The sequence below is a fragment of the Streptomyces sp. NBC_00442 genome (assembly GCF_036014195.1).
In the GTDB taxonomy this organism is placed as follows: domain Bacteria; phylum Actinomycetota; class Actinomycetes; order Streptomycetales; family Streptomycetaceae; genus Streptomyces.
This window is the reverse complement of sequence record NZ_CP107918.1, coordinates 6,858,175-6,883,588: the sequence shown is the minus strand read 5'-3', so window position 1 is coordinate 6,883,588 and position 25,414 is coordinate 6,858,175. Positions and strand designations below refer to the sequence as shown.

Genomic DNA, 25,414 nt, shown 5'->3' with positions numbered 1-25,414 from the left:
CCCGGGGCCTCCTCGGTCACATCACAACTGTGGCCGGGCTGTTGCCTGCCGGGTGCCACCATCGGGCGTCCCGCCGCGTCCTGGTCGGTGAGCACCGGCCACGGGGGGCCGTAACGCCGGCGGCGCGAGCGTCGTTGTGCGAGTGCCCGAAGAGAGAAACAAGGGGGTGCGACGAAATGCGTCGTACGGTATTGGAACGCTTTCCGGCCGGCGATCCGCGCGGCCACTGGCCCGCGGAGGCGTTCGCGCACGAGCGCAGGAACGAAGGCCTCGCGGCGGAGGTCGTGATGGACCTGGAGAGCGACGCGTTCCTCGTCGTCGTCACGCACTCCGTGCCGGAACGCGTCGGCTGACGCCCCCGGGTGCCGGAACGGGCCTGCCCACGCCCCGGGTGTCGGCCGGATCAGAAGTCGCCGTAGGCGACCTGCCAGGTGGGCAGGCCGATGGCGCGCCACACCGCGACGACCCGGTCGCGGTCGTCGAGGCTGACGCGCACGTGGAACCGGTGGCGCACATGCGCGTCGAAGAGTTCGGCCTTCACGACGTCGTCGCGCCGCCCGTCACCGGCCGGCCGCATCCACAGCTCGTCGTAGGGCACGTCGTGCGCGGCGAGCCAGGCCCGGGTCTGCGGCCGGAACTCCTCGCCGCGGCCCGACAGCAGCACGATCGTGTCCCCGTGCGCCTGCCGGAAACCGATCAGGGCGTCGCGGACCGAGCCGTTGAGGCCGTCCTGTTCACAGCGGCTGAAGTCGTACGGATTGCGGTGCTCGTTGAGGGCGAGCGTGCCGTCGATGTCGCACATCACGGCGCTCGGCAGGGACGCGTCCGGGATGTACGGCTCGGCCTCGGCCAGCACGACGGTGTCGTTGAGCCAGGCGTCGGTGAGCCGCCAGCCGCCCCGCACGGCCTTGGCGTGCTTGTCCGCGAGGAGGCGGATGACGTCCTCGCCGACGGGCTCCGCGCGGGCCGCGTCACGGCGCAGGCACTCCTCGACGGTCACATCGGTGAAGTCGTGCACGACGAACCGCGCCCGGCCCGCCACGGCGGCCTTGAGCCGCTTGGGGATGTGCGGGGTGAGATGGGTGTTGTCGACCACGACGTCGAACCCCGCCGCGATCGTCTCGCGCACCGCGCAGTCCTGGACCGCGAGGACGCTCTGTTCGGCGGTGTGCGACCGCTCGCGCCCGCGGCCCGCGGGGTCGAACATGCCGCGCAGGTCGTCGAGGTTGACGCGGCGGCACTGGCCGCCCGATTCCTCGACGAGCTTGCGGGCGGCGGTGGTCTTGCCGGAGGCGGGCAGTCCGGTCATGACGTGCACGGTGGGCATCGGGAATTCAGCTTTCCTCGTCGTTGGTGAACGGGTTGGCGGCGGCCGGTTTGACGGCCCGCCAGATCATCAGGTCGATGCCGCGGCCGTCGAGCAGGTGGAACACGGCGGCTCGCACGGTGCGCTCGGGGATCAGCCGGGCGGCACGGGCGAACGCGCCGCGGTCCTGGGCGAGGTGCGCGATCTCGTCGAACCGCCGCTCGGCGAGGCGGGCCAGTTCGGCGGCCCGGCCGTCGAGGCGGGCCGCCACGTCCTGCACCCACGCGTCGAATTCGTCGGGGACCTGCCGCAGCATAACGTCCAGCGGGTCGCCGCCGTCCGCGATGAGTTCGGCGATCTCGCCGGGGCCGCAGCCGATGGCCTGGGCCACCCGCTTGGGGTCCTCGCCGGCGAACCGGCGGATGCCGAGGAAGCGCCAGACGTCCCGTTCGGTGACGCCGGTGAGCACCTTGTGCAGCCGCACGTACTCGCTGATCTTCACCTTGGCGCGGAGCCCCGAGGCGTAGCGGATGACATAGCCCTCGGCGTCCGTTCCCCGTGCCGCACGGCCGTCGGCGTGCGCGTCGGCCCCGGTGTGCTCCAGGAGTTCGGCGAGCGGCATCGCGGGCCACGTCCGCGCGACGGAGCCGACCCGTGCCCAGTGGCCTGCGGCGCGCGACAGGGCGAGCTCCTCGCCGCTCGCGTCGTACGCGGCGAGCAGCACCAGGTCGCGGCGGCCGCCGTAGTCGACGACGATCCGGTTCTCCGGGTAGAGGATCTCGGCCAGGTAGGTCACGCCGGGCCGCAGCGCCGAGGAGTCCCGTGCGTCGAGCCACGCGGTGGCCCAGGTCGCCTGCTCGGAGGTGAACGAGCCGCGGGAGGCGGCCCGCCAGCGGCCGGCGTAGTGGAAGACGATGCCGAGCGAGCCGTCGACCTTGTCGTACACCTCGAAGGGTTCATCGGGCAGCGGCGGCGCGTAGGGGCGGCCGAGGGCATGCTCGGACACGTTGAAGAACTTGGGCAGGCAGTGCGCGACCACGGCCCCGCTCGTGTCGTCGGCGACAAGACCCCGGCAGCGCGTGGTGACCTCGTTCCACGCCTGCTCGTACTGGCAGGTCCTGCTGTACGAGTAGATGGAGAGCGGGAGTTGGGGGTGGGCCTTGCGGACGACGTGCCCGGCGTCGATGGCGGCGGCGAGGCCGGCGGGCGGAACGAGAAGGTCGAGGTCGGTCACTGGGTGCTCCTGGGAAGGGGGCTTTCCCCAGCAGCCTGACCGGTACTCGGACGCGTGGCGAACCATTTTCGATCGGGCCCCGGCCCACCGGAAAACCCGTGGCCGACGGGGCTGAGCTGCGGCTATGGTCTGGCCGCCGGCCGCTCGAACCGCCGGCGCCGGGTGCCCGTCGCCGAGCCGGGAGAGCCCTCGCCGCCAGTGGCGCCGCGCGGGCGGCCGTTCAGGCCGCGAGCGGGATGCTGGGGGCGATGAAGTAGCCGTCGCGGTCGTACCAGCGGATCTCGGTGATGCGAAACGCGCGCGGTCCCGTGCGCCGGAAGATGGGGTCGATCAGGGCGGCTCCTTCGGGGGCGTCCGCGGTGTCCAGGTCGACGATGGTGACGGCGGGGTCGACGGGGCTGGGCCGGCGGGCGACCTCGCGGCCGGGAAGCGAGTGGTGTGCCGTGTCGAAGTCGTGCAGGAGAGCGGTGGCGACGTGCAGTTCGACGGTCATGGTGGCCTCCGGAGTCGAGCCGCGCGGGAGCCTCGACGGCGGGCCCGCGGCAGGCGCGCATCTGCTTGAGGCCGCAGACCTTGTGACGCTCGCCTTGAGGCACGCTCGATCACCGGTCGAGCCGTGCTCGATGCCTGGTCGCGGGCGTGAGGAGTCCGGCTCGTGCAGCCAACGAGTCGGATGGGAGCGGGAGTTGACGCCGGATCCGTGGCGCCCTTGAGGGTCCAGCGCCGACTGCCGCTACCCCTTGCTCGACCCGAGGGTCAGCCCCGCGATGAAGTGCCGTTGCAGCAGCAGGAACACGATCAGGGTCGGCAGCGCGACAATCACCGATCCGGCGGCCAACAGGTTGTAGTCCGTGAAGAACTGGCCGCGGAGGTTGTTCAGGGCGGAGGTGATGGGCAGCTTGTCGCCGTCGGACATGAAGATCAGGGCCCACAGGAAGTCGTTGTACATCCAGGTGAACTGGAGCGTCGCCAGCGCCGCGAGCGCGGGCCGGCACAGGGGCAGCGTGATGCGCCAGTACTGCGTCCACACCCCGGCGCCGTCGACGATCGCCGCCTCCAGGATCTCCAGCGGCAGGGTGCGCATGAAGTTGGCGAGCACGAAGACGCAGAAGCCGAGCTGGAAGCCGACCTGCACGGCGATGACGGCCCAGTACGAGTCGAACAGCGTCAGCGAGTCGGACATCCAGTAGGGCAGCGGGATGCGGTTGAACACGACGTACAGGGGCGTGACGATCACCTGCTGGGGCAGCAGGTTGCCCGCCGTGAACAGCATCAGCAGGGCCATCGCGCCCCGCAGCCGCAGCCTGGAGACGGCGAAGGCGACGAACGAGGCGAGGAACAGCACGATGAGCACGCCGGGCACCGCGATGATCAGCGTGTTGACGAAGTACTTCGTCATGCCCGCGTCGCTGAAGGCCTGCCGGTAGTAGGCGAAGGAGAGGTGCTTGGGGAGGGAGAAGTATCCGTAGCGCGAGGTCTCCTCGTAGGGGCGCAGCGACGCGTAGACCGCGAGCAGCAGGGGCGCGAGGAAGGCGAGCGAGACGGTCAGCAGGAAGGCGTGCACGCCGAGGCGTCCCGGCCGGACGCGGCGCCTGCGGGCCGCGGGCGCCGGGCGGCGGACGGTGGTCGTGGGCGCGGGCGCCGTGTCGGTGGTCACCGGTTCTTCTCCCCTCGGATCTCCTGGACCAGGTACGTGAGGACGAACCCGAGGGAGACGATCAGCAGGACCACCGCGATCGCCGAGCCGAAGCCGATGCGGCTGGCCTCGCCGATGATGTTGTCGGTGACGAGCACGGACAGCACTTCGAGGCCGTTGCGCCCGTGGTTGACGGCGTACACGATGTCGAACGCGCGCAGCGACTCGATGACCGTGATGACGCCGACGATCACGTTGACCGGGCGGAGGGTCGGGAAGACGACCCGGAAGAAGGTCTGGCGTTCGCTCGCGCCGTCGATGGCCGCCGCCTCCTTGAGGGAGGGGTCGACGGCTTTGAGGCCCGCGAGGTAAAGGATCATCACGTAGCCGGTGTGCCGCCATGCCGCGGCCAGCAGGATCATCCAGATGTTGAGGTCGGGGTCGCCGAGCCAGTCCGTCGGGTTGTCGCGGGCTCCGAGCAGGGCGTTGAGCGCGCCTTGATCGCGCGAGAAGACGAGTTGGGCGATGAACCCGACGACCGCGAGGGAGAGCACCACCGGCATGTACAGCGTCGACTGGTAGAACCGGCTGAACCGGACGCCCCGGTCGATGACGACGGCCAGCAGCAGCCCGAACGGCGTTGCCACGAAGCCGAGTACGCCCAGCCACATCAGGTTGTGCCGCACGGCAGGCCAGAACGGCGGATAGTTGGTGAAGAGGTCGGTGTAGTTGCGCGTGCCGACCCAGGTGATGTCGCCGACGCCGTCCCAGCTGGTGAAGGACAGGACGACGGAGGCGAAGGTCGGGCCCCACACGATGACGAGGTCGAGCAGGACGGGCAGGCCAAGCAGCAGGCCGAGGACGACGAGGTCGCGGGCGGTGAACCGCCCCGAGCGCCGTCGCCCCGCGCGCCGCACGGTGGTGAGCGCCACGGCTGAGTACTCCAAGTCGAAGCGGGAGTCGGTCGGTTGGCGGGGCCTTCGCCGGCCGTCATCGGCCCTTGTCGGCCGGCGTCGGCCCTTGTCGGCCGTCGTCGGCCGTCGTCGGTGTCGTCAGCCCTCGGAGGCGAAGATGGACTTCTTCTGGCGCTCGATGTCGTTGACGAGGCCGTCCACGTCGTTCGGGTTGCCGATGAACTTCTGGATCGCCGGGATCATGACGGTGGACGCGAAGTCGGGTCGGGTGTCGCGGTCCATGAACTGCGAGATCTGCCGCGCCCCGGAGACGAGTTCGACGGCCTTCTTCTGCAGCGGGGTGTACGTCGCGGTGTCGGCGCCGCTGTTGACCGCGATGTTGTTCGGGTCTCCGGCGAGGTAGGCGTCCTCCGCCTTGGGGGTGGCGAGCCAGGCGAGCAGGTCCTTGGCGCTCGCCATGGACTGCTTGTTCTTGAGCTCCTTGGCGTTCTTGGCGAGCAGGAAGCCGTCGATGGGCGCCTCTACGGCGTCCTGCCCGTACTGCGGGTCCATTTCGGGGAACGGGAAGAACGCGATGTCGCCCTGGTCGGCGGCGGGGAACTGCTGTCCCACATGCGGCAGTCCGAGCACCGCCATGCCGGACTGCTTCCTCTGCAGGCTCTGCGCGGCCTCCTGCCAGGTGCGTCCGTTGGCGCCCTGCTGACAGTACGGGAGGATCCTTCGCCAGCTGTCGAAGGCGTCCTTGACCCGCTTGTCGGTCCACGCCTCCTTGCCGGCCATCAGGTTCTTGTGGAACTCGTATCCATTGGTCCGCATGTTGAGGTAGTCGAAGGTGCCCATGGCGGGCCAGCCGTCCTTCTCGCCGAGCGCGATGGGGTCGAGCTTGTCCTTGCGCATCTGCTTGGCGAGGTCGACGAACTGGTCGAAGGTCTTGGGCGCGGTGTAGCCGTGCTCCTGGAAAAGGCTCGCGCGGTGGAAGACCGCCCACGGGTAGTAGTAGTACGGCACGAAGTACTGCTTGCCGTCGGCGCCGGTGGACTGCGCCTTCAGGGCGTCGGAGAACCCGTGGAAGCCCTGCCAGAGGTCGCTGATGTCGTACAGCAGCCCCTTCTGGGCGAAGAACTGCATGCGGTAGCCCGCGAACCACATGAAGACGTCGTCCGGCTTGCCTTGCAGATAGCGGTTGACGTTCTCCTGGAAGGTGTTGTGGTCAACGGTGTTGACCTTGATGGTCCGGCCTTCCTTGGACTGCTTCTCGTACGCGGCGAACGCGTCGGCGAACGCCTTCTTGGGCACGGCGTCCGACGCGTTGGAGCCGAGGCGGACCGTCTTGGTGTCGCCGCCGGGTCCGCTGCCGCACGCGGTGAGCAGCGAGGGCAGGGCGACCGCGCCGGCACCGACCGCCGCGCCCCGCAGAAGACCTCGCCGGGACATCCGATGTCCGCTCACGCCACATGGCGTGGCGGGACCGTTGAACGATGACTGCGCCATGTCCCCCTCCTCCGGGGTGCAACCCAACACAACCAAACGCGAGGCTTGGATCACACCCCCAACTCCGGGTGCCGTCAAGGGTTTTGACGCAAAGGCGAGCAACCGTTACGGCCGCTCTTCCAACAGACTTCAACAAGCCCTACCGGAAACGCTCGCCGTTTCGAGGCGGCCCGGGACGGTCCGTGCGGCACGGACGGCGAGGAGTGGTCGGAGCGCCGGCATCGTCGTCGGCGACGGATGACAGTAGCTGTCGGTCCGCGACTGTCAGACGTCATCCGTCACTTGAGCAACGCCGCCGCGCCGCGCTCGGTGCGCCGTGCCCACGCCGCGGCCGCCGCTCCGACCAGCCCCGCGTCCCTACCCATCGACGCGGGTGCGACGGTGAGGCCCTGGACGAAGGAGAGCGTGGCGTACTCGCGCAGGGAGCGGCGCAGGGGGGCGAAGAGGACGTCACCCGCGCCCGCCACTCCCCCGCCGATGACGGCGATCTCGATCTCCACGAGGGTGGCGGTCGCGGCGATGCCCGCGGCCAGCGCCTGGGCCGCGCGCTCGAAGGATGCCTGGGCGATCGCGTCCCCGGACCGGGCGGCCGCGGCGACGGCGGCGGCCGAGGTGTCACCGTCGGGGCCGGGGCGCCAGCCGTGGTCCAGGGCGCGGCGGGCGATGTTGGGCCCACTGGCGATCCGCTCCACGCAGCCGCGCGCCCCGCAGGGGCAGGGGTCGCCGTCGAGGTCGACGCTGATGTGACCGATGTGGCCGGCGTTTCCGGTGGGGCCGGGGTGCAGTGTGCCGCCGAGTACGAGACCGCCGCCGACTCCGGTCGACACGACCATGCACAGGGCGTTGTCGTAGCCGCGGGCCGCGCCGAGCCAGTGCTCGGCGGCGGTCATCGCGACGCCGTCGCCGACGAGTTCGACGTCGAGTCCGCCGGTTGCCGCGCGCACCCGCTCGACCAGCGGGAAGCCGCGCCAGCCGGGGATGTTGACGGGGCTGACCGTGCCCGCCGACGCGTCCACGGGGCCGGCGCTGCCGATGCCGACGGCGCTCGTGCGCTCCCACAGGGGGGATCCGGTCAGCTCGGCCAGCACCTCTTCGGCCGCGCCCATCACCGTGTCGCCGTCCGCATGGGCGGGAGTCGGCCGTTGTGCGCGCAGGAGAAGGCGGCCTTCGGCGTCGACCAGGGCTCCGGCGATCTTGGTGCCGCCGATGTCGAGCGCGGCGACGAGGTCGGTGTGCATCGAGGACGGATCTCCTGGCGGAAGACGGGTAACAGCAGGTCAAGATGAGAGTCTCCCTGGATGTGACAACGTTGTCCAGGGCCTATGCTCGACGCCACACCTACCGCCCGCGCAGCAGAGCGCGCCGGACGGCTCCCGACGACGACAGGACAGCGCACTGTGGCCGAGAATGCCCGCCACCCCGAGCCCCGCTACGGCAACCGTCCGACGATGAAGGACGTCGCGGCGCGCGCCGGAGTCGGCCTCAAGACGGTGTCCCGGGTGGTCAACGGCGAGGCCGGGGTGACCCCCGACACCGAGCGCCGGGTGCAGGAGGCCATCGAGGCGCTCGGCTTTCGCCGCAACGACAGTGCGCGGGTGCTGCGCAAGGGCCGTACCGCCTCGATCGGGCTGGTCCTTGAAGATCTCGCCGACCCGTTCTACGGGCCGCTCAGCCGTGCGGTGGAGGAGGTCGCGCGGGAGCACGGGGCGCTGCTCATCAACGGGTCGAGTGCCGAGGACGCGGATCGTGAGCAGGAGCTGGTTCTGGCGTTCTGTGCTCGCCGGGTGGACGGGCTGATCGTGATTCCGGCGGGGTCCGACCACCGTTATCTGGAGCCGGAGATAAAGGCCGGGGTGGCGACGGTGTTCGTGGACCGGCCGGCGGGCGGGATCGACGCCGACGTGGTGCTGTCGGACAGTTTCGGCGGGGCGCGGGCCGGGGTGGCGCATCTCATCGCGCACGGGCACCGCCGGATCGGCTTCATCGGTGACCAGCCGCGCATCCACACGGCGACGGAGCGGCTGCGGGGCTATCACGCGGCGATGGCGGACGCGGGGCTGCGGGTGGAGGATTCCTGGGTGTCGCTCGGTTCGACCGGGCCCGAGCGGGTGCGGGACGCGGCCGAGGCGATGCTGGCGGGGCCTGGCGGGGTGACCGCGCTGTTCGCGGGGAACAACCGGGTGACGGTGACGGCGGTACGGGTCCTGGCGGGCCGTGAGCGTCCGGTGGCCCTGGTGGGCTTCGACGACATCGAGCTCGCCGATCTGCTGGGCATCACGGTGATTTCGCAGGACGCCGCGACTCTGGGGCGTACGGCGGCGGAGCTGTTGTTCCGGCGGCTCGACGGCGCGGACGGGACGCCGGCCCGGGTGGTGTTGCCGACGGTGCTGATCCGGCGTGGTTCGGGCGAGATCGCGCCGCCCCCGGACGCGTAGGGCTCGGGGTGCGGCCGGGCGGGGGAAGCCGGGTCAGCAGACCTTGAGGCCGGGTACCGGCTGGTTGTTGTCGCCGCCCTTCACGTAGACCACGCTGACGTAGACGTTGGTGTGGCCGCTGTCGTCGTCGGTCCTGGCCCACCAGGTGTTGGTCCACTGTCCGTAGGTCTCGCGGCGGCCCAGGTTCGTCTGGCAGTAGAAGTAGTTGGTGCCCGCCTTGAGTACGCCGGCCGGGGCGCCGTCGCGCTGGGTGGACTTCGCGGTGCGCCACACCTGGCAGTCGAACCTGCCGCCGGCGGTGGGCCGGCAGCTGCCTGCGGGCGGCGCGGCGCCGCCCGCCGGGCCGCCGGGAGTGGCCGTGCCCGGGGCGCCGGGGGTCCTCTTGTTCGGGGCGGGCGTTCCGGTGGCCCCCGCCTTGGCGTCGTCCGTCTTTCCCGTGTCGCTTTTGGGGGACGGTTTCGTACTAGAACTCGCCCTTGGTGCGGGCGAGTTTGAGGCGGTCCGCGCGGAGGGGCCCGGTGTGGTCGGGCCGGTGGAGCCGATCTGGTCGTCGGCCGCGTCCGGGCTCGCGCCGGCCGGCGCTCCGGCGGCCTGCGGCCGGTCGCCGGTGTCGCTCTGGCCGAGGAGCGCGTATCCGGCACCGCCGCCGGCGAGCGCGACAGCCGCGGCCGCGATCCATGCCGTGCGGCGCCCGCGTTTCGGGGCCGGCCGCGGCTCGGCGATGTCGCGTACGACCGGTCCCGACCCGTCGTGACGCGATGTCTGCGCGCCCCGTGCCTCGTCATGGTCCACCGAGGACGGTGGTGCGGGAGCCGTTTGGGGGGCCGTGCTGGGCCGTGCGGGGGGTGCGGTTGCGGGTGCCGGTCCGAAGCCCTCGGGCCGGTGCGGCAGGACATCGCGTACGGTCGCGCTGCGCGATGGTTGGGCGGGTTGTGCGGCGGCGGTGGCCGGTGCGGCTGTGCCCGGTGCCGGCGTGGCGCGTATCTGCGCGGTCCGTACGGCCGTTGGCGCGGTCGTGCCCGTGTTCGCGGTGACCTCCGCGAGGAGCCGGGCGCCGGTCTCGGCGTCGGGCCGGCGGGCGGGGTCCTTGTCCATCAGGCGCAGCAGTACGGGGCCGAGGGGGCCTGCGCGGCGTGCCTGGGGCAGGGGTTCGACGACGATGGCGTTGAGGGTGGACCAGGTGGAGGTGCGGCGGAAGGGCGCGGCGCCTTCGACGGCGGCGTACAGGGTGGCGCCGAGGGCCCAGATGTCGGAGGCGGGGCCGGGGTCCTGGCCCTGGGCACGTTCGGGCGCCAGGTAGTCGAGGGAGCCGACGAGTTCGCCGGTGCGGGTGAGCTTGTGGGGGCGGGGGGTTTCCCCGTCGCCCGGGTCGTCCATGGCTGCGATGCCGAAGTCGGTGAGGACGACGCGGCCGGAGGCGTCGAGCAGGATGTTGGCGGGCTTCACGTCCCGGTGCAGGACGCCCGCGCGGTGGGCGGCCGCGAGTGCTTGGAGGACCTTGGCGCCGATGGCGGCGGCTTCGGTGGGCTCCAGGACGCCGCGCTCGCTCAGGACGTCGTCGAGGGAGGGTCCGTCGATGAGTTCCATGACGATGACGGGGCGGCCCTCGTGTTCGGTGACGTCGTGGACGGCGACGACCGAGGGGTGGCGGACGCGGGCGGCCGCGCGTGCTTCGCGCTGCATCCGCAGGCAGAGGTCGCCCAGTTCGGGTGCGGAGGCGTCGTTATAGGCGCGCAGTTCCTTGACGGCGACTTCGCGGCCGAGGACTTCGTCGTGGGCGCGCCACACGACGCCCATGCCGCCGCGGCCGAGTTGCTCGACGATCCGGTACCGGCCGGCCAGTAGTTGGCTCTCCCCCGTAGACACCGCTGCCCCGTTCCCCTGTGGCGATTGTGGTCGCGTACAGAGTACGGGGCGGGGGTGAGGGGGCTTGGTGCGCCCGGTCCCGGTTGGGCTACGGGGCGGTGACGGTGAGGCTGCCCCGGCGGGGTGAGGCGAAGGCTTCGAGGTCGGTGCGGGTCAGGCCGGTGAGTCGGGCCACTTCGGCGGTGTCCAGGGCGCCGCAGTCGAGGCCGCGCAGGAGGTAGCCGCTGAGGGCCTTGGCGGTGGCGGGCTCGTCCATGACGTCGCCCTCGGTCTTGGCGACGTAGGCGGCGAGGCGTCCCGCGGCCTGTTCCAGGCCTTCGCGGTAGAAGGCGTAGACGGCCGCGTAGCGGGTCGGCATGTGGCCGGGGTGCATGTCCCAGCCCTGGTAGTAGGCGCGGGCCAGGGCGCGGCGGGTGAGGCCGTAGTGGAGGCGCCAGGCTTCGTGGACGTGCTCGGTGGTGCCGATGGGCAGGACGTTGGTGGAGCCGTCGGAGACGCGGACGCCGGTGCCGGCGGCGGCGACCTGCATGACGGCCTTGGCGTGGTCGGCGGCGGGGTGGTCGCTGGCCTGGTAGGCGGCGGAGACGCCGACGCAGGCGCTGTAGTCGAAGGTGCCGTAGTGCAGTCCGGTGGCGCGGCCCTGGGCGGCGTCGATCATCTTGGCGACGGCGGCGGTGCCGTCGGCGGCGAGGATGGACTGGCTGGTCTCGATCTGGATCTCGAAGCCGAGCCGGCCTTCGGGCAGGTCGTGGGCCTTCTCGAAGGCGCTGAGGAGGCGGACGAAGGCGGTGACCTGCTCGGGGTAGGTGACCTTGGGGAGGGTGAGCACGAGGCCGTCGGGGAGGCCGCCGTTGTGCATGAGGGTGGTGAGGAAGACGTCGGTGGTGCGGATGCCGCGGTCGCGGACGGCGGCTTCCATGCACTTCATGCGGATGCCCATGTAGGGGGCGGCGGTGCCGTTGGCGAAGGCTTCGGCGATGAGGCGGGCGGCGCGGGCGGCGTCGGCGTCCTCCTCGGCGTCGGGGCGGGGGCCGTAGCCGTCCTCGAAGTCGACGCGGAGGTCTTCGATGGGTTCGCGCTGGAGCTTGGCGCGGACGCGGTCGTACACGGGTCCGGCGAGTTCGTCGGAGATGCCGAGGACCTTGGCGAAGGAGGCCGCGTCGGGGGCGTGCTCGTCGAGGGCGGCCAGTGCCTGGTCGCCCCAGGAGCGGATGGTGCCCGCGTCGAAGACGTCTCCGGGTACGTAGACGGTGTGCACGGGCTGGCGGGTGCCGGGGTCGCCCGGGTAACGGCGGGCGAGTTCCTCGTCCACGGCGACGAGCGAGGCACTGATCTCCTCGCTGACGACGCCGGCGAGGCTCGTTGCCACCTGCTCCTGCTGACCCATCCTGCATCCTCCACACGGTCGAAACTTTTCCGCTTCACGGAATCAACAATCCGTATAGCGAAGTTAATAGGCCGGTCCTCCTGCGTCAATGGTTGTCCGAAACAGCCCGGGGCCGCGCGGTGAAGATCACCACGCGGCCCCGGGTCCGGTTTGAACTCGCAGGTCAGCCCTTGCGGCTGTTGACCTCTTCGGTCAGCTGCGGGACGACCTGGAACAGGTCGCCGACCACGCCGTAGTCGACCAGGTCGAAGATCGGGGCCTCGGAGTCCTTGTTGACGGCCACGATGGTCTTCGAGGTCTGCATGCCGGCCCGGTGCTGGATGGCGCCGGAGATGCCGTTGGCGATGTAGAGCTGCGGCGAGACGGACTTGCCGGTCTGGCCGACCTGGTTGGAGTGCGGGTACCAGCCCGCGTCCACCGCGGCGCGCGAGGCGCCGACGGCCGCGCCGAGCGAGTCGGCGAGGGCCTCGATGACCGCGAAGTTCTCGGCGCCGTTGACGCCGCGGCCGCCGGAGACCACGATCGCGGCCTCGGTCAGCTCGGGGCGGCCGGTCGACTCGCGCGGGGTGCGCGAGGTGACCTTGGTTCCGGAGGCGAGCTCGGAGAAGGTGACGGAGAGGGCCTCGACGGTGCCCGCGGCCGGGGCGGCCTCCACGGCGGCCGAGTTCGGCTTGACCGTGATGACCGGGGTGCCCTTGGAGACGCGGGACTTGGTGGTGAAGGAGGCGGCGAACGCGGACTGCGTGGCCACCGGGCCCTCGTCGCCGGCTTCGAGGTCGACGGCGTCGGTGATGATGCCGCCGCCGATGCGCAGCGCGAGGCGGGCGGCGATCTCCTTGCCCTCGGCGGAGGACGGGACGAGCACGGCCGCGGGCGACACGGCCTCGTACGCGGCCTGGAGGGCGTCGACCTTGGGTACGACGAGGTAGTCGGCGAACTCGGGGGCGTCGGCGGTGAGGACCTTGACCGCGCCGTGCTCGGCGAGCGCGGCCGCGGTGTTCTCGGCGCCGGCGCCGAGCGCCACGGCGACGGGCTCGCCGATGCGGCGGGCCAGCGTCAGCAGTTCGAGGGTGGGCTTGCGGACGGCACCGTCCACGTGGTCGACGTAGACCAGAACTTCAGCCATGGGACTTCAATCTCCTGCAAGTGCGAAGAAACGGCGGGCGGTTGAGGGGCTCGGCGAGCCCTAAATGCGGCGTCGGCCGGGAAGGTTCCCGGGCCGGCGGGGCATTTAGATGAACTTCTGGCTCGCGAGGTACTCGGCGAGCTGCTTGCCGCCCTCGCCCTCGTCCTTGACGATCGTGCCGGCCGTGCGGGCCGGGCGCGCGGCCGCGGAGTCGACCGCGGTCCAGGAGCCTTCGAGGCCGACCTCGTCGGCCTCCAGGTCCAGGTCGCCCAGGTCCAGGGACTCCACCGGCTTCTTCTTGGCGGCCATGATGCCCTTGAAGGACGGGTAGCGGGCCTCGCCCGACTGGTCCGTGACCGAGACGACGGCGGGAAGCGAGGCCTCCAGCTGCTCGGACGCGGCGTCGCCGTCACGGCGGCCCTTCACGGTGCCGTCCGTGACCGAGACCTCGGAGAGCAGCGTGACCTGCGGGACGCCGAGGCGCTCCGCGAGCAGCGCCGGAAGGACGCCCATGGTGCCGTCGGTGGAGGCCATGCCGCAGATGACCAGGTCGTAGCCGGTCTTCTCGACGGCCTTGGCCAGGACCAGCGAGGTGCCGATCACGTCGGTGCCGTGCAGGTCGTCGTCCTCGACGTGGACGGCCTTGTCGGCGCCCATGGAAAGCGCCTTGCGCAGCGCGTCCTTGGCGTCCTCGGGGCCGACGGTCAGCACGGTGATCTCCGCGTCGTCCGCCTCGTCGGCGATCTGCAGTGCCTGCTCGACCGCGTACTCGTCGAGCTCCGAAAGGAGGCCGTCGACGTCGTCGCGGTCGACGGTCAGGTCATCGGCGAAGTGCCGGTCGCCGGTGGCGTCGGGCACGTACTTCACACAGACAACGATCCTCAAGCTCACGCCGGCTCTCCTACTGCATCGTCATTTCTGGGCTGCCTTGATGCACGCAGCATAGGCGCCTGATGGGGCGGTTTCCGGTCGGGGCGACCGGCGCTCCGAACGAAATATTACTCGTCAGTACACCCAGCTTGTTCCCAGTAAGCAAGCGCTTTGAACTGTGACGTTGCCAACGGTGAGTAATCGCCGCGATCAGGGAACTTTCAGTCGCGCAGCGCGTTGAAGCGGCCCTGGTGGTAGAGCAGCGGGCGGCCGGCGCCCGCGGGGTCGCCGACGACCACCTGGCCGAGCACGATGCGGTGGTCACCGGCCGGGACACGGGCCACGACCTTGCAGACCAGCCAGGCCAGCACGCCGCCGAGGACGGGGACGCCCTCGGGCCCGGTGCGCCAGTCGGTGGCCGGGCCGAAGCGGTCGGCGCCGCTGCGGGCGAACGTGGCGGCCAGCTCCTGCTGGTGTTCGCCGAGTATGTGCACGCCGATGTGGTCGGCCTCGGCGACGACGGGCCAGCTGGAGGAGCCGGTGCCGATCCCGAAGGAGATCAACGGGGGGTCGGCGGCAACGGAGTTGAGGGAGGTGGCGGTGAAACCGGCGAGGCGGCCGCCCCGCTGCGCGGTGATCACCGCGACGCCCGCGGCGTGCTGGCGGAAGACCGACTTGAGCAGGTCGGGAGAGGCCGTCTGTGGGGTACCGAGCTCGGGCGAAGCCGTCATGGAACTGTCCTTCTGCGGTGAGTGCGACGGGGGCTGCGGGTGTTCAGCGGCCCGGACAGCGCGCGCTCGCACAGCGAGCGAGATCCACGTGGGCGCGTCCGTGAAGAAGGAGGTCTGTCGGCACGTCGTCAGACTGACGATCCGGCGCGCTCCCAGTCAAGTGCCTTCCGTGATGTGGGAGATCCCTCACTGCCGGACCCCTCGCACGGCGGCCGGCCCCCGACGGGCGGCTCACACGGACCACTGCCGACGCGCGGCTCACACAGGACTCCGGCGACGCGCGGCTCACACGGCCCGCCCCAGCGCGGCGATGACGTCCGCGCGGCGCGGCTGCCCGCTCGCCCGGCGCACGATCGCTCCCCGCGCATCGAGGACCAGCACCGTCGGGGTGCTCGCGATCTCCAGCTCCCGCACAAGACCGAGCCGTTCCTCGGCGTCGATCTCCACGTGGGCGACGCCCTCGACCATCGCCGCGACCTCCGTCAGGGTGCGCCGGGTGGCCCGGCAGGGCTGGCAGAAGGCGCTGGAGAACTGCACCAGCGTGGCCCGCCGTCCCAGTGGGATCCCCAACTCGGCCTCGCCGAGCCTGCGCCCGCTTCCGTCCCGCACACCGCCTCCCGCCACCATCGCTCCCCCTCGCCTCTTCACACCGCCACTACCTGCACTGTCGTACGGTTGCAGCGCGCACCGCTCCGCATTGATTCCCAGGTCCTCGGCCTGCGAAGACGTGATGAGAATCTCTCCCGGGCCCCGTGCCAGGACTGGCCAGCCCGGCGCGCATCGGGCACCATCTGCCCACAGCCTAAAACCTACGGCTGCGTAACTTATTTCTCCGGGAGCACCCTCCCCGGGCACACGAAGGGTCTCCCCTGAGATGGCAGAACTCGTCTATCGACCGGTCATCGGCGCCGCACGCGCGATGTTCAAGGCGCTCGACCTGAAGATCGACACCCAGGGTTCGGAGAACATCCCGCGCACCGGCGGGGCGGTGCTCGTCAGCAACCACATCAGCTATCTCGACTTCATCTTCACGGGACTCGTCACGCTGCCGCAGAAGCGGCTCGTGCGGTTCATGGCCAAGGAGTCGGTGTTCCGGCACAAGATCTCGGGCCCGCTGATGCGCGGCATGAAGCACATCCCGGTCGACCGCAAGCAGGGCGAGGACGCCTACCAGCACGCGCTGGCCTCGCTGCGCTCCGGTGAAGTGATCGGCGTGTTCCCCGAGGCGACGATCTCGCAGTCGTTCACGCTGAAGAGCTTCAAGTCCGGTGCGGCGCGGCTGGCCCAGGAGGCCGGGGTCCCGCTGATCCCGATGGCGCTGTGGGGGACCCAGCGGGTGTGGACCAAGGGCCGGCCGCGCAACTTCAAGCGCAGCCACATTCCCGTCACCATCCGCGTCGGCGAGCCCCTGGAGGCGCCGGCCGACCAGTACGCGGGCGCCATCACGCGGCGGCTGCGCGAGCGCTGCCAGGAGCTCCTCGAAGCGGCCCAGCGCGCCTATCCCGTACGGCCGAAGGACGCGGCCGACACCTGGTGGGTGCCCGCGCACCTCGGCGGTACGGCCCCGACGCCCGAGCAGGTGAAGAGTCGCGAGGCGACGGGCTGAATCGTCACTCCTGGTGTATGGGCGCGACCGCCACTGCCGGTCGGTGTACGGGCGCGACCGCCACTCCTGGTCGGTGGCGCCTCACAGCTCGGTCGGGTAGATCGGCCAGAGCGAGGGCCGGTCGGGAGCGGCCCTGAGCGCGGCCACCACCCCCGGGTGCGGTTTATCGAAAAGTACCGGGTAGTCCACTTCGTCGAACTCCGTGCGCACGGGCCACGCCAGCCGCTCCGTACCGAGGGAGAACTGGGCGTCCACGCCCGGCGGCACGTTGCCGCGCGGGTCCTGGCGCGCCCAGGCGTGGGCGCCGGGCAGCTTGAGGGCGATGAGGCCGTGCAGGGCCGGGTCGGCGCCCTCCTCGGTCAGGCGCTGGTAGCAGAACGCGGCCGGGATGCCTTCGGCCCGCAGCAGCGCGGCGAGGGCGTGGGCCTTCGCGCAGCAGATCCCGGTGCGCAGCGCGAGCACGTCGGAGGCGCGCCAGGTCACCCGCGGCTCCCCCGAGTCCGAGGAGTGCGGAATCTCGTCCCGCACGTACTCGAAGGCCGCCTTGGCGTATGAGTATGCGTCGTGGGTGCGAGAGGCGAGCCGGGTCGCTGTGGCGCGCACCAGGGGGTGCTCATGGTCGACGACCTCGTCCGCCGCGAGATAGGCGGAGAGTTGGGGGTTGTGCTGCAGGAGCTCCATGGCACGGGAGCGTACGAATGCGGTCGACCGCAAGTCAATGACTTTACGGTCGACCGCATATTCATGCACTCGTACACTCTTGCCCGGGGTCGGAGCTAGCGTGCCATTTCTTCCTTCAGCGCCATCAGGAACCCGTCGACGTCGTCCTCGGTGGTGTCGAAGGAGCACATCCAGCGGACATCGCCGGCCCCCTCGTCCCAGAAGTAGAAGCGGTAGCGCTTCTGGAGCCGTTCGCCGACGTCGTGCGGAAGGCGCGCGAACACCGCGTTGGCCTGCACCTCGTGGAGGATCTCCACGCCGTCGACCTGGCGCACACCCTCGGCCAGGCGCCGGGCCATCGCGTTGGAGTGGCGGGCGTTTCGCAGCCACAGGTCCTTGGCCAGCAGCGCCTCAAGCTGCACCGACACGAAGCGCATCTTGGAGGCGAGCTGCATCGACATCTTGCGGATGTGCTTCATCTGGCGCACCGCGTCCGGGTTGAGGACGACGATCGCCTCGCCGAAGAGCATCCCGTTCTTGGTGCCGCCGAACGACAGGACGTCCACACCGACCGCATTGGTGAACGTGCGCATCGGCACGTCGAGCGAGGCGGCGGCGTTGGATATCCGCGCCCCGTCGAGATGGACCTTCATGCCGCGCTCATGGGCGTGGTCGCAGATCGCCTTGATCTCGGCGGGCGTGTAGACCGTGCCGAGCTCGGTGTTCTGGGTGATCGAGACGACCTGCGGCATCGCGCGGTGCTCGTCCTCCCAGCCCCAGGCCTGCCGGTCGATGAGCTCGGGCGTCAGCTTGCCGTCGGGGGTGGCCACCGTGAGCAGCTTGAGCCCGGCCATCCGCTCCGGGGCGCCGCCCTCGTCCACGTTGATGTGGGCGCTCTCGGCGCACACCACGGCGCCCCAGCGGTCGGTCAGCGCCTGGAGCGCGGTGACGTTGGCCCCGGTCCCGTTGAACACGGGGAAGGCCTCGGCGCCCGCGCCGAAGTGGCTGTGCATGACGCGCTGGAGATGCTCGGTGTAGTCGTCCTCGCCATAGGCGATCTGGTGACCGCCGTTGGCGAGGGCGATGGCCGCGAGGACCTCGGGGTGCGCACCGGCGTAGTTGTCGCTGGCGAAGCCGCGCACCGCCGGGTCGTGATGGGCTCGGGCGTCCGTCCTCAGGGCTTGGGGGTCAGCCACAGGCGCTGTCCGTTCACTTCCTGGGCGGGCTTGTCCCACACGCCGGCGATGGCGTCGGCCAGCTCCGTGACGTCGGTGAAGCCCGCGAACTTCGCATTGGGTCGCTCGGCGCGCATCGCGTCGTGCACCAGTGCCTTGATCACCAGGATCGCAGCAGCGGACCGCGGGCCGTCCTCGCCCCCCGCCTTGCGGAAGGCGTCGCCGAGCGACAGCGTCCACGCCTCGGCCGCGGCCTTGCCCGCGTTGTAGGCGGCGTTGTTGGCGGTGGGCTTGTGCGCGCCGGACTGGCTGACCAGGACGAAGCGGCCGCGGTCGCTGCGCAGCAGGGCGTCGTGGAAGGCGAGCGAGGTGTGCTGCACCGTCTTGATCAGCAGCTTTTCCAGGAGCTCCCAGTCGGCCAGGTCGGTCTCGGGGAAGGAGGTGGCGCCGCGCCAGCCGCCGACGAGGTGGACCATGCCGTCCACGCGTCCGAAGTCCTTCTCGATGCGGTCGGCCCAGTCGCGCGTCGCCTGCAGGTCGAGGAGGTCGACCGTCTCGCCGGTGACGGTGGCCCCGCCGTGCGCGTACCGCGCGGCGTCCACGGCCGAGGCCAGACGTTCGACGTCCGAGTCGGCGCCCACCACGACCGCGCCGGCTTCCGCGAGCCGCAGCAGGGCGGCACGGCCTGCCGGTCCCGCGGCACCCGCCACGGCGACGACGGCGCCGTTGAGAGGTCCGTTGTTCATTTTCCTCGCCCCTTCCGAACCTTCCGAGCCTTCGGTACGAGAGCTCACGCGGCGGCCCCGGCCGGAGCGGAAGCGGCGGTGATCCCCTTGGTGGAGGCGATCACGTTCTTCAGCTTCTTGGAGAGCGCCTCATAGAACATGCTGAGCGGAAACTCGTCCGGAAGCACGTCGTCGACGAGCTTGCGCGGCGGGAGGGTCAGGTCCAGCGCGTCGGGGCCCTTGGCCCAGCGGGATCCGGGGTGCGGGGCGAGGTAGGTGGAGACGAGGTCGTACGCCGCGAACCAGTGGACGAGCTTGGGGCGGTCGATGCCGTCGCGGTAGAGCTTCTCGATGTCGGCGCACAGCTGGTTGGTGACCTGCGGGGCGCGGTCCCAGTCGATGTGCAGCTTGTTGTCGGTCCAGCGCACCACGTCGTGCTTGTGGAGGTAGGCGAACAGGAGCTGGCCGCCGAGCCCGTCGTAGTTGCGGACGCGGTCGCCGGAGACCGGGAAGCGGAACATCCGGTCGAAGAGCACGGCGTACTGGACGTCGCGGCCGTGCTGGTTGCCCTCGGCCTCCAGTTTCACGGCCTCCTTGAAGGCGGTGAGGTCGCAGCGCAGCTCTTCGAGGCCGTACATCCAGAACGGCTGGCGCTGCTTGATCATGAAGGGGTCGAACGGCAGGTCGCCGTGGCTGTGAGTGCGGTCGTGGACCATGTCCCACAGCACGAAGGCCTTCTCGCAGCGCTCCTGATCGGCCACCAACTCGCCGATGTCCTGGGGGAGTTCGAGCCCGAGGATACCCACGGACGCTTCGGTGACGGCGCGGAAGCGGGCCGCCTCGCGGTCGCAGAAGATGCCGCCCCAGGTGAAGCGCTCGGGGGCCTCGCGCACGGCGATGGTCTCGGGGAAGAGGACCGCGGAGTGGGTGTCGTAGCCCGCGGTGAAGTCCTCGAAGGTGATGCCGCAGAAGAGCGGGTTGTCGTAGCGGGTGGCTTCGAGCTCGGCGAGCCACTCGGGCCACACCATGCGCAGCACGACCGCTTCGAGGTTGCGGTCGGGGTTGCCGTTCTGCGTGTACATGGGGAAGACGACCAGGCGCTGGAGTCCGTCGGCGCGGTCGGCGGCCGGGTGGAACTGGAGCAGCGAGTCCAGGAAGTCCGGCACGTCGAAGGCGCTGTCGGCCCACTTGCGCAGGTCGGCGACGAGCGCGCGGTGATAGGGCTCGTCGTGCGGGAGCAGCGGCGAGAGCTGCTCGACCGCGGATATCACCTGGCTCAGCGTCGCCTCGACGGTGGCGCGCGCGGGGGCGCCCTCGGCGTCGAAGTCGATGGATCCGTCCTTCGACTGCCAGGGCCGGATCTCCTCGACGGCATTCTTGAGCGCGGGCCACGCGGGGTGGTCGACCACCCGCCGGTCGGTTACTGCGCCCCCCACGGCCGGGTCCTGCACAAGAATTTCCGTCATGTCACTTCCTCCACAGGAGAACCTCGCGTCAAGACACCGTATCGGTGTTCGGTTCTCTCGCTCAAGAGGGGGATCAGTAAATTATCCTGCCCTCTTCCTGTTGGACCGCTCTTCTTCCTGCATTGGTGCAATGGTGCGGCGATGACTGCGGTATGGCGAGCCGAGCGCGGCAGGCACGGAGACTGCCCGCGGGGGCGGGGCCGCGGGACGCGGGTGCCCCGCCCGCGCGGGGCCCGGCACCCCGGCGGTGGGATCCACCAAGCGCGATCTCAAGATCACGGAGATTCTCACGGGCCGGGTTGGGGTTGTGGCGGCGCCTCCCGCTCACTTCAATTCGCCTTATGACCAGTCGTCAGTCCCCCCACCGACACGAGACGGCGCGGCCGTTGCCGGCGACGGCATGGGCAGTGCTCGGGCTGCTCTCCTTCCCCGGCGAGCGCACCGGTTACGAGCTGAAGAAGTGGGCCGACGCGTCGCTGCGCTTCTTCTACTGGTCGCCCGCGATCAGCCAGGTCTACGCCGAACTGCGCCGCCTGGAGGCGCTGGGATACGCCACCTCGCGGCGCACGGGGCCCGAGGAGCCACGCGCCAAGCGGCGGTACGCGATCAGCGAGGCCGGCCGCAGCGCGCTCGCCGAATGGGCCGACTCCGCCGAGACGAGCGGGCCGCCGGTCCTCAAGCATCCGCTGGTGCTGCGGATCTGGCTGGGACACCTCGCCACCCCGCACCGGCTGCGCTCGCTCGTCGAGGACCACGTGGTGCGCACCGAGACCGAGCTGAGGGAGATCAGAAAGGCGCTGGTCCACGCGGAGGAGAACGAGGAGTGGGCGCATCCGCGGATCGCGCTGCGCTGGAGCGAGCTGCGGGGGCTGGCCGAGCTGGAGCTGGCGCGGGCGATGCTGACCGACCTCGGCCGTCTCGCGCCGCCGCCGGGTGGAGAACCGGACAGTCACGACGGGTGGCCGGGCCCCGGATGAGGCCGCCGCGTCAGCCGCGTCAAGCCCCGGAGGAATCGCCCACGGGCGGGTGACGCGAAGTGGCCCGCGACGGGTGCGCACAGGTAGGACGGAGTTCCCCCGCCCCCCGAGCGCATCCCGGAGCCGCGCCCATGAGCACCCGCGCCGTCCTAGTCGCAGCCCTGATCACCGGCCTCGTCCTCGGGATCGCGTCAACTCGTACGGACCGCGCCGCCGGCCCGCGCGAGCCGGGGTCCGTAGCGGTGGCGGGCCGTTAGGCTGCGGCTGCCGCGTGCGCACGGGACCGCGTCGCGCACGCCTACCGCCGTCGACGGAAGCGAGGCCTGTCTTGACGTTCCTCACCATCGGTCATCGCGGGGTCATGGGTGTCGAGCCGGAGAACACCCTGCGTTCCTTCGTCCACGCAGAACGCGCGGGCATGGACGTCATCGAACTCGATCTGCGTCTCAGCAAGGACGGCGCCCTCGTCGTCCTGCACGACGCCGAGGTCGACCGCACCACGGACGGCAGGGGGCCCGTCGGGGAGATGACCCTCGCCGAGCTGCGGGAGCTGGACGCGGGCCGGGGCGAGCGCATCCCCGTGTTCGAGGAGGTCCTCGACGCGGTGAAGACCCCGATCCAGGCAGAGATCAAGGACGTCGCCGCGGCCCGCTCGCTCGCCGAGGTGATCGAGCGGCGCGACCTGGTGGGCCGGGTGGAGGTCATCTCCTTCCACGACACGGCGCTCGCCGAGATCGCGACGCTGGTGCCCGGCGTGCGCACCGGGCTCGTGGACGACGACTGGGGGCCCGACCTCATCGACCGGGCCCGTGCGGTCGGCGCGCGGAGCCTGGTGCTCAGCATCGAACGGATCACCCTGGAAACGGTCGAGCGGGCTCACGCGGCCGGGCTCAAGGTGATCGGCTGGACCGTGAACACCCAGGACCATCTGCGTCTGGCACGGGCCTTGCAACTGGACGGCGCGACGACCGACCACCCGGAGATCCGCCGCACCGGCCGCTTCACTGCGTAAGGCGCGCCGTCAGCCCAACTCCTTGACCAGGAGCTCGAATTCGAGGTCGTCGCGCTGCGGCACACCGAAGCGCTCGTCGCCGTACGGGAAGGGCGACATCCTTCCCGTACGGCGGTAGCCGCGCCGCTCGTAGAACGCGATGAGTTCCTCCCGGACCGAGATCACCGTCATGTGCATCTCGCGCACACCCCACTCGGCCCGCACGACGCGCTCGGCCTCGGCGATGATCTGCTTGCCGAGGCCCGCGCCCTGGAGGGCGGGCGAGACCGCGAACATGCCGAAGTAGGCCGCCTCTCCCCGGTGTTCCAGCTGGCAGCAGGCCACGAGCACGCCGTCCCGTGTCACGGTGAGCAGCTTGCTGCGGGGTGTGGTGATGACGGCGCGCACCCCTTCGGGGTCGGTGCGCCGCCCCTGCAGGATGTCGGCCTCGGTGGTCCAGCCGGCACGGCTCGCGTCCCCGCGATAGGCCGACTCGATGAGCGGCACGAGCGCCTCGACGTCTGCTTCCGTGGCGTCCCGGTAGCTCAGCTCCGCGGTGGCGTGTCCGGCGGTGTCCATCGTGCGCGTCTCCCTGCTGATCGGTGGTGCGGGGCGGTCCTTGGAGCGTATCCCGGCGGTTAGGGTCCTCTGCCATGGTGCACGTACTGAGCAGCCGGACCCTTCTGCGCCCCACCGACCCCGAGCGTTCACGCGCCTTCTACGGCGAGCACCTGGGGCTCGCGGTGTACCGCGAGTTCGGTAAGGGACCCGAGCGCGGCACGGTCTACTTCCTGGGCGGCGGATTCCTCGAGGTGTCCGGCCGCGCCGACCGCCCGCCGGCGCCGGGGCTCCAGCTGTGGCTCCAGGTCGCCGACGTGGCGCTGGCCCACGAGGAACTGGTGGAGCGCGGGGTCGACGTCGTGCGGCCTCCGGTGCGCGAGCCGTGGGGGCTCGTCGAGATGTGGATCGAGGACCCGGACGGGGTCCGCATCGTGGTGGTGGAGATCCCGGACGATCATCCGCTGCGCTTTCGGCCCTGACCTGGGGGCCGTCCTCGCCGAAGGCCGCGGGCCCCGGCCGGCCGGCACCCCGCGGCGGCCCGCGGTGATCCCCCGCGCGCTCCCCCTGTGTGTCCCTGCGCCCGCGTATGCGGCCCCGTGGATGGGCATCGACTGGGCGGCAGGCGTCACATCGAGCGGGGAGGTACGCCGTGCACGGTCCGGTGGTGCCCGGCTGGCTGCTCGTCGCGCTGTGCGCGGCGACGGGCTCGTACTGTCTGCTGCGCCTGCGCAGCGGCTCCGAGCCGGCTCGCAGGGCGGCGGGCGGCGAGGCGGTGATGGGGTTCGGGATGGCCGCGATGGCCGTGCCGGCGGCGTTCGCCCCGCCCGGGGTGTGGATGCCGGCGGCGTACGCGGTGGTCTTCGGCGGCGGCGCTCTGCGCGCCCTGTGGCTCGCGCGGGGCGGCGCGCACCATCTGCACCACGTGGTGGGTTCGCTCGCGATGGTCTACATGGCGCTCGCGATGGCACCGGGAAGCACCCACCCCGAGGGACACGCGGGGCATGCCGGGCATCCGGGGGGCGGCATTCCGCTGCTGACGGGGGCGCTGCTGGTGTACTTCGCGGGCTATGTCCTGTCGGCCGGGGCGCGGCTGCTGCCGTCGGCGGGCGGCGGCGCACCGGGGGGCGGCGTGCCGTCCGTGCCGTGGGGGGCCCGGCCGGAGCTGGCGCTGGCGTGCCGGCTGTCGATGGGGATCGCGATGCTCGCGATGCTGGTGACCGTCTGAGCCCGCCGCCCGTGGCGCGTCGTGGCGTACGTCACTTGGTGCCCGCGGACATACCTATGACGGCGGCCCCGCTCATAGGCTGAGACCATGACGGTCTCCCTCGCGTTGCTGGTGCTCGGCCTGGTGTCCGCCGTCGCCGCCCCGCGACTGCTCGCCCGTGCCGACTGGGTCGAGCGCGAGCCGGTGGTGGCGTTGTGGGTCTGGCAGTGCGTGGTGGCGGCGGTCCTGCTGTGCTTCGGCCTCGCGATGGTCCTCAGTGCCGCGTCCGCGTGGCGGACCGTGCGCGGCCAGGTGTTCGCGCCCGCACCCCGGGCCGTCGTCGAGGCGTACGCGCTCGGTCCCTACGGCCCGTGGTCGGCGGCGCTCGCCGTGGTGCTCTTCCTCGGCGGGGCCTGGACGGGAGCGATGCTCACCCGGGAGATCAGGGACAGCTGGGCGCGCCGGCGCCGGCGCCGCGCCGAGCTTCGCCTGCGTTCTCCGCTGCTGCCCGGCGAGGAGCCGTCGGGCGAGCGCCTCGTGGTCCTTGAGGCGGCGCGGCCCGACGCCTGGTGGCTGCCGGGCCAGATGCCCCAACTGGTCATCACCACCGCGGCACTTCGACGCCTGAAGGGCCGTCAGCTCGATGCGGTGCTCGCCCATGAGCTGGGGCACGCGCGGGCCCGCCACGACTGGCTGCTGCACTGCTCGGGCGCACTCGCCCGCGGGTTCCCGCAGGTGCCGGTGTTCGCGGCGTTCCGCGACGAGATGCACCGGCTGGTGGAGCTGGCAGCCGACGATGTGGCCTCCAGGCGCTTCGGGCGCCTCACGATCGCGCTCGCCCTGGTCGAACTCAACGAGGACCGCGGGGTGTTCGGGCCCTGTCCCGCCCCGGACGGCCAGCTCCCCCGGCGCGTGCACCGCCTCCTGTCGGCCGCTCCACGGCTCCCCGCGAGCCACCGGCTGCGCCTGACCGCGTACGCCGCTCTCGTCCCGGCCGTGCCGCTGCTCGTGGCCCTCGTACCGGGCCTGCACGCCCTGGGCTAGCCGGGCCAC

The 25,414-nt window shown here is 71.2% G+C and carries 27 protein-coding genes; 9 read left to right on the top strand and 18 right to left on the bottom strand.

Going from position 1 to position 25,414, the window contains the following annotated elements:
* The first annotated feature begins 176 nt into the window (after positions 1-176).
* A complete protein-coding gene (locus OG432_RS31000; RefSeq protein ID WP_328314261.1) occupies positions 177-353 on the top strand; it encodes a hypothetical protein in 177 nt (58 codons plus the stop codon).
* Between the two features lie 50 nt (positions 354-403).
* On the opposite strand, the gene OG432_RS30995 is transcribed toward OG432_RS31000, so the two are convergent.
* The 7 genes from OG432_RS30995 to OG432_RS30965 form a co-directional block, all read right to left on the bottom strand.
* Positions 404-1,309 carry a phosphatase domain-containing protein gene (locus OG432_RS30995; protein ID WP_443058490.1) on the bottom strand — a complete coding sequence of 302 codons (906 nt, stop codon included), beginning with the start codon at positions 1,307-1,309 and terminating at the stop codon, positions 404-406.
* Positions 1,310-1,334: 25 nt separating this feature from the next.
* Positions 1,335-2,540: an RNA ligase gene (locus tag OG432_RS30990; protein ID WP_328314259.1), complete on the bottom strand. Its 1,206-nt coding sequence runs from the start codon at positions 2,538-2,540 to the stop codon at positions 1,335-1,337.
* Positions 2,541-2,760: 220 nt separating this feature from the next.
* Positions 2,761-3,033 carry a hypothetical protein gene (locus OG432_RS30985; protein ID WP_328314258.1) on the bottom strand — a complete coding sequence of 91 codons (273 nt, stop codon included), beginning with the start codon at positions 3,031-3,033 and terminating at the stop codon, positions 2,761-2,763.
* A 240-nt stretch (positions 3,034-3,273) separates the two neighbouring features.
* Positions 3,274-4,197 (bottom strand): carbohydrate ABC transporter permease, encoded by a 924-nt coding sequence (locus tag OG432_RS30980; RefSeq protein ID WP_328314257.1) that lies wholly within the window; start codon positions 4,195-4,197, stop codon positions 3,274-3,276.
* Positions 4,194-5,108, bottom strand: coding sequence for a carbohydrate ABC transporter permease (locus OG432_RS30975; RefSeq protein WP_328314256.1), 915 nt, complete (start codon positions 5,106-5,108; stop codon positions 4,194-4,196). The genes OG432_RS30980 and OG432_RS30975 overlap by 4 nt, the downstream gene beginning before the upstream one ends.
* A gap of 120 nt (positions 5,109-5,228) precedes the next feature.
* Positions 5,229-6,524 (bottom strand): ABC transporter substrate-binding protein, encoded by a 1,296-nt coding sequence (locus tag OG432_RS30970; RefSeq protein ID WP_328315311.1) that lies wholly within the window; start codon positions 6,522-6,524, stop codon positions 5,229-5,231.
* 335 nt (positions 6,525-6,859) lie between these two features.
* A complete protein-coding gene (locus OG432_RS30965; RefSeq protein WP_328314255.1) occupies positions 6,860-7,819 on the bottom strand; it encodes an ROK family protein in 960 nt (319 codons plus the stop codon).
* Positions 7,820-7,978: 159 nt separating this feature from the next.
* Here OG432_RS30965 and OG432_RS30960 point away from each other — a divergent pair, with 159 nt between their 5' ends.
* A complete protein-coding gene (locus OG432_RS30960) occupies positions 7,979-9,016 on the top strand; it encodes a LacI family DNA-binding transcriptional regulator (RefSeq protein WP_328314254.1) in 1,038 nt (345 codons plus the stop codon).
* A 33-nt stretch (positions 9,017-9,049) separates the two neighbouring features.
* Here the strand turns inward: OG432_RS30960 and OG432_RS30955 are convergent, their stop codons facing one another.
* The 6 genes from OG432_RS30955 to OG432_RS30930 form a co-directional block, all read right to left on the bottom strand.
* Positions 9,050-10,882 (bottom strand): serine/threonine-protein kinase, encoded by a 1,833-nt coding sequence (locus OG432_RS30955; protein WP_328314253.1) that lies wholly within the window; start codon positions 10,880-10,882, stop codon positions 9,050-9,052.
* A gap of 88 nt (positions 10,883-10,970) precedes the next feature.
* Entirely contained in the window at positions 10,971-12,269 is a 1,299-nt protein-coding gene (locus tag OG432_RS30950; RefSeq protein ID WP_328314252.1) for a DUF6986 family protein, read from the bottom strand.
* 163 nt (positions 12,270-12,432) lie between these two features.
* Positions 12,433-13,395 carry an electron transfer flavoprotein subunit alpha/FixB family protein gene (locus OG432_RS30945; RefSeq protein WP_328314251.1) on the bottom strand — a complete coding sequence of 321 codons (963 nt, stop codon included), beginning with the start codon at positions 13,393-13,395 and terminating at the stop codon, positions 12,433-12,435.
* A gap of 105 nt (positions 13,396-13,500) precedes the next feature.
* Entirely contained in the window at positions 13,501-14,286 is a 786-nt protein-coding gene (locus tag OG432_RS30940) for an electron transfer flavoprotein subunit beta/FixA family protein (RefSeq protein WP_328314250.1), read from the bottom strand.
* A gap of 200 nt (positions 14,287-14,486) precedes the next feature.
* Complete coding sequence (locus tag OG432_RS30935; RefSeq protein WP_328314249.1) at positions 14,487-14,996, bottom strand: flavin reductase family protein; 510 nt, start codon at positions 14,994-14,996, stop codon at positions 14,487-14,489.
* A 285-nt stretch (positions 14,997-15,281) separates the two neighbouring features.
* Complete coding sequence (locus tag OG432_RS30930) at positions 15,282-15,623, bottom strand: TlpA family protein disulfide reductase (protein ID WP_328314248.1); 342 nt, start codon at positions 15,621-15,623, stop codon at positions 15,282-15,284.
* Between the two features lie 247 nt (positions 15,624-15,870).
* On the opposite strand from OG432_RS30930, the gene OG432_RS30925 reads away from it, so the two are divergent.
* The gene (locus OG432_RS30925; protein WP_328314247.1) at positions 15,871-16,602 is read left to right on the top strand and encodes a lysophospholipid acyltransferase family protein; all 732 of its coding nucleotides are present in this window, start codon (positions 15,871-15,873) and stop codon (positions 16,600-16,602) included.
* An 81-nt stretch (positions 16,603-16,683) separates the two neighbouring features.
* Here the strand turns inward: OG432_RS30925 and OG432_RS30920 are convergent, their stop codons facing one another.
* The 4 genes from OG432_RS30920 to OG432_RS30905 all read right to left on the bottom strand — a co-directional run bounded on the left by OG432_RS30920 (position 16,684) and on the right by OG432_RS30905 (position 20,628).
* On the bottom strand, positions 16,684-17,283 hold the full coding sequence (locus OG432_RS30920) for a transglutaminase family protein (protein WP_328314246.1): 600 nt from the start codon (positions 17,281-17,283) through the stop codon (positions 16,684-16,686).
* 95 nt (positions 17,284-17,378) lie between these two features.
* Positions 17,379-18,440, bottom strand: a complete 1,062-nt coding sequence (locus tag OG432_RS30915) for a threonine aldolase family protein (protein WP_328315310.1) — start codon at positions 18,438-18,440, stop codon at positions 17,379-17,381.
* Complete coding sequence (locus OG432_RS30910) at positions 18,437-19,183, bottom strand: SDR family NAD(P)-dependent oxidoreductase (RefSeq protein WP_328314245.1); 747 nt, start codon at positions 19,181-19,183, stop codon at positions 18,437-18,439. The genes OG432_RS30915 and OG432_RS30910 overlap by 4 nt, the downstream gene beginning before the upstream one ends.
* Before the next feature lie 44 nt (positions 19,184-19,227).
* Complete coding sequence (locus tag OG432_RS30905) at positions 19,228-20,628, bottom strand: DUF6421 family protein (RefSeq protein ID WP_328314244.1); 1,401 nt, start codon at positions 20,626-20,628, stop codon at positions 19,228-19,230.
* A 341-nt stretch (positions 20,629-20,969) separates the two neighbouring features.
* On the opposite strand from OG432_RS30905, the gene OG432_RS30900 reads away from it, so the two are divergent.
* From OG432_RS30900 to OG432_RS30890, 3 genes are all read left to right on the top strand, one after another.
* Entirely contained in the window at positions 20,970-21,605 is a 636-nt protein-coding gene (locus OG432_RS30900; protein ID WP_328314243.1) for a PadR family transcriptional regulator, read from the top strand.
* Between the two features lie 131 nt (positions 21,606-21,736).
* Complete coding sequence (locus OG432_RS30895) at positions 21,737-21,862, top strand: hypothetical protein (protein ID WP_328314242.1); 126 nt, start codon at positions 21,737-21,739, stop codon at positions 21,860-21,862.
* Between the two features lie 71 nt (positions 21,863-21,933).
* Positions 21,934-22,617 carry a glycerophosphodiester phosphodiesterase gene (locus OG432_RS30890; protein WP_328314241.1) on the top strand — a complete coding sequence of 228 codons (684 nt, stop codon included), beginning with the start codon at positions 21,934-21,936 and terminating at the stop codon, positions 22,615-22,617.
* A gap of 9 nt (positions 22,618-22,626) precedes the next feature.
* Here OG432_RS30890 and OG432_RS30885 read toward each other — a convergent pair whose 3' ends face one another.
* Positions 22,627-23,175 (bottom strand): GNAT family N-acetyltransferase, encoded by a 549-nt coding sequence (locus OG432_RS30885; RefSeq protein WP_328314240.1) that lies wholly within the window; start codon positions 23,173-23,175, stop codon positions 22,627-22,629.
* A gap of 74 nt (positions 23,176-23,249) precedes the next feature.
* Between OG432_RS30885 and OG432_RS30880 the strand changes: the two genes are divergently transcribed.
* The 3 genes from OG432_RS30880 (at position 23,250) to OG432_RS30870 (ending at position 25,405) form a co-directional block, all read left to right on the top strand.
* On the top strand, positions 23,250-23,636 hold the full coding sequence (locus tag OG432_RS30880; protein ID WP_328314239.1) for a VOC family protein: 387 nt from the start codon (positions 23,250-23,252) through the stop codon (positions 23,634-23,636).
* Positions 23,637-23,806: 170 nt separating this feature from the next.
* Positions 23,807-24,382, top strand: a complete 576-nt coding sequence (locus OG432_RS30875) for a DUF5134 domain-containing protein (protein ID WP_328314238.1) — start codon at positions 23,807-23,809, stop codon at positions 24,380-24,382.
* An 87-nt stretch (positions 24,383-24,469) separates the two neighbouring features.
* Positions 24,470-25,405, top strand: a complete 936-nt coding sequence (locus tag OG432_RS30870; protein WP_328314237.1) for a M56 family metallopeptidase — start codon at positions 24,470-24,472, stop codon at positions 25,403-25,405.
* The last annotated feature ends 9 nt before the right edge of the window (positions 25,406-25,414 follow it).

Bases quoted from the DNA above. Each gene is read 5' to 3' on its own strand.
- OG432_RS31000 (WP_328314261.1), top strand. From the start codon at position 177: ATGCGTCGTACGGTATTGGAACGCTTTCCGGCCGGCGATCCGCGCGGC.
- OG432_RS30995 (WP_443058490.1), bottom strand. From the start codon at position 1,309: ATGACCGGACTGCCCGCCTCCGGCAAGACCACCGCCGCCCGCAAGCTC.
- OG432_RS30985 (WP_328314258.1), bottom strand. From the start codon at position 3,033: ATGACCGTCGAACTGCACGTCGCCACCGCTCTCCTGCACGACTTCGAC.
- OG432_RS30970 (WP_328315311.1), bottom strand. From the start codon at position 6,524: ATGTCCCGGCGAGGTCTTCTGCGGGGCGCGGCGGTCGGTGCCGGCGCG.
- OG432_RS30965 (WP_328314255.1), bottom strand. From the start codon at position 7,819: ATGCACACCGACCTCGTCGCCGCGCTCGACATCGGCGGCACCAAGATC.
- OG432_RS30950 (WP_328314252.1), bottom strand. From the start codon at position 12,269: ATGGGTCAGCAGGAGCAGGTGGCAACGAGCCTCGCCGGCGTCGTCAGC.
- OG432_RS30945 (WP_328314251.1), bottom strand. From the start codon at position 13,395: ATGGCTGAAGTTCTGGTCTACGTCGACCACGTGGACGGTGCCGTCCGC.
- OG432_RS30935 (WP_328314249.1), bottom strand. From the start codon at position 14,996: ATGACGGCTTCGCCCGAGCTCGGTACCCCACAGACGGCCTCTCCCGAC.
- OG432_RS30930 (WP_328314248.1), bottom strand. From the start codon at position 15,623: ATGGTGGCGGGAGGCGGTGTGCGGGACGGAAGCGGGCGCAGGCTCGGC.
- OG432_RS30925 (WP_328314247.1), top strand. From the start codon at position 15,871: ATGGCAGAACTCGTCTATCGACCGGTCATCGGCGCCGCACGCGCGATG.
- OG432_RS30920 (WP_328314246.1), bottom strand. From the start codon at position 17,283: ATGGAGCTCCTGCAGCACAACCCCCAACTCTCCGCCTATCTCGCGGCG.
- OG432_RS30910 (WP_328314245.1), bottom strand. From the start codon at position 19,183: ATGAACAACGGACCTCTCAACGGCGCCGTCGTCGCCGTGGCGGGTGCC.
- OG432_RS30905 (WP_328314244.1), bottom strand. From the start codon at position 20,628: ATGACGGAAATTCTTGTGCAGGACCCGGCCGTGGGGGGCGCAGTAACC.
- OG432_RS30900 (WP_328314243.1), top strand. From the start codon at position 20,970: ATGACCAGTCGTCAGTCCCCCCACCGACACGAGACGGCGCGGCCGTTG.
- OG432_RS30895 (WP_328314242.1), top strand. From the start codon at position 21,737: ATGAGCACCCGCGCCGTCCTAGTCGCAGCCCTGATCACCGGCCTCGTC.
- OG432_RS30885 (WP_328314240.1), bottom strand. From the start codon at position 23,175: ATGGACACCGCCGGACACGCCACCGCGGAGCTGAGCTACCGGGACGCC.
- OG432_RS30880 (WP_328314239.1), top strand. From the start codon at position 23,250: ATGGTGCACGTACTGAGCAGCCGGACCCTTCTGCGCCCCACCGACCCC.
- OG432_RS30870 (WP_328314237.1), top strand. From the start codon at position 24,470: ATGACGGTCTCCCTCGCGTTGCTGGTGCTCGGCCTGGTGTCCGCCGTC.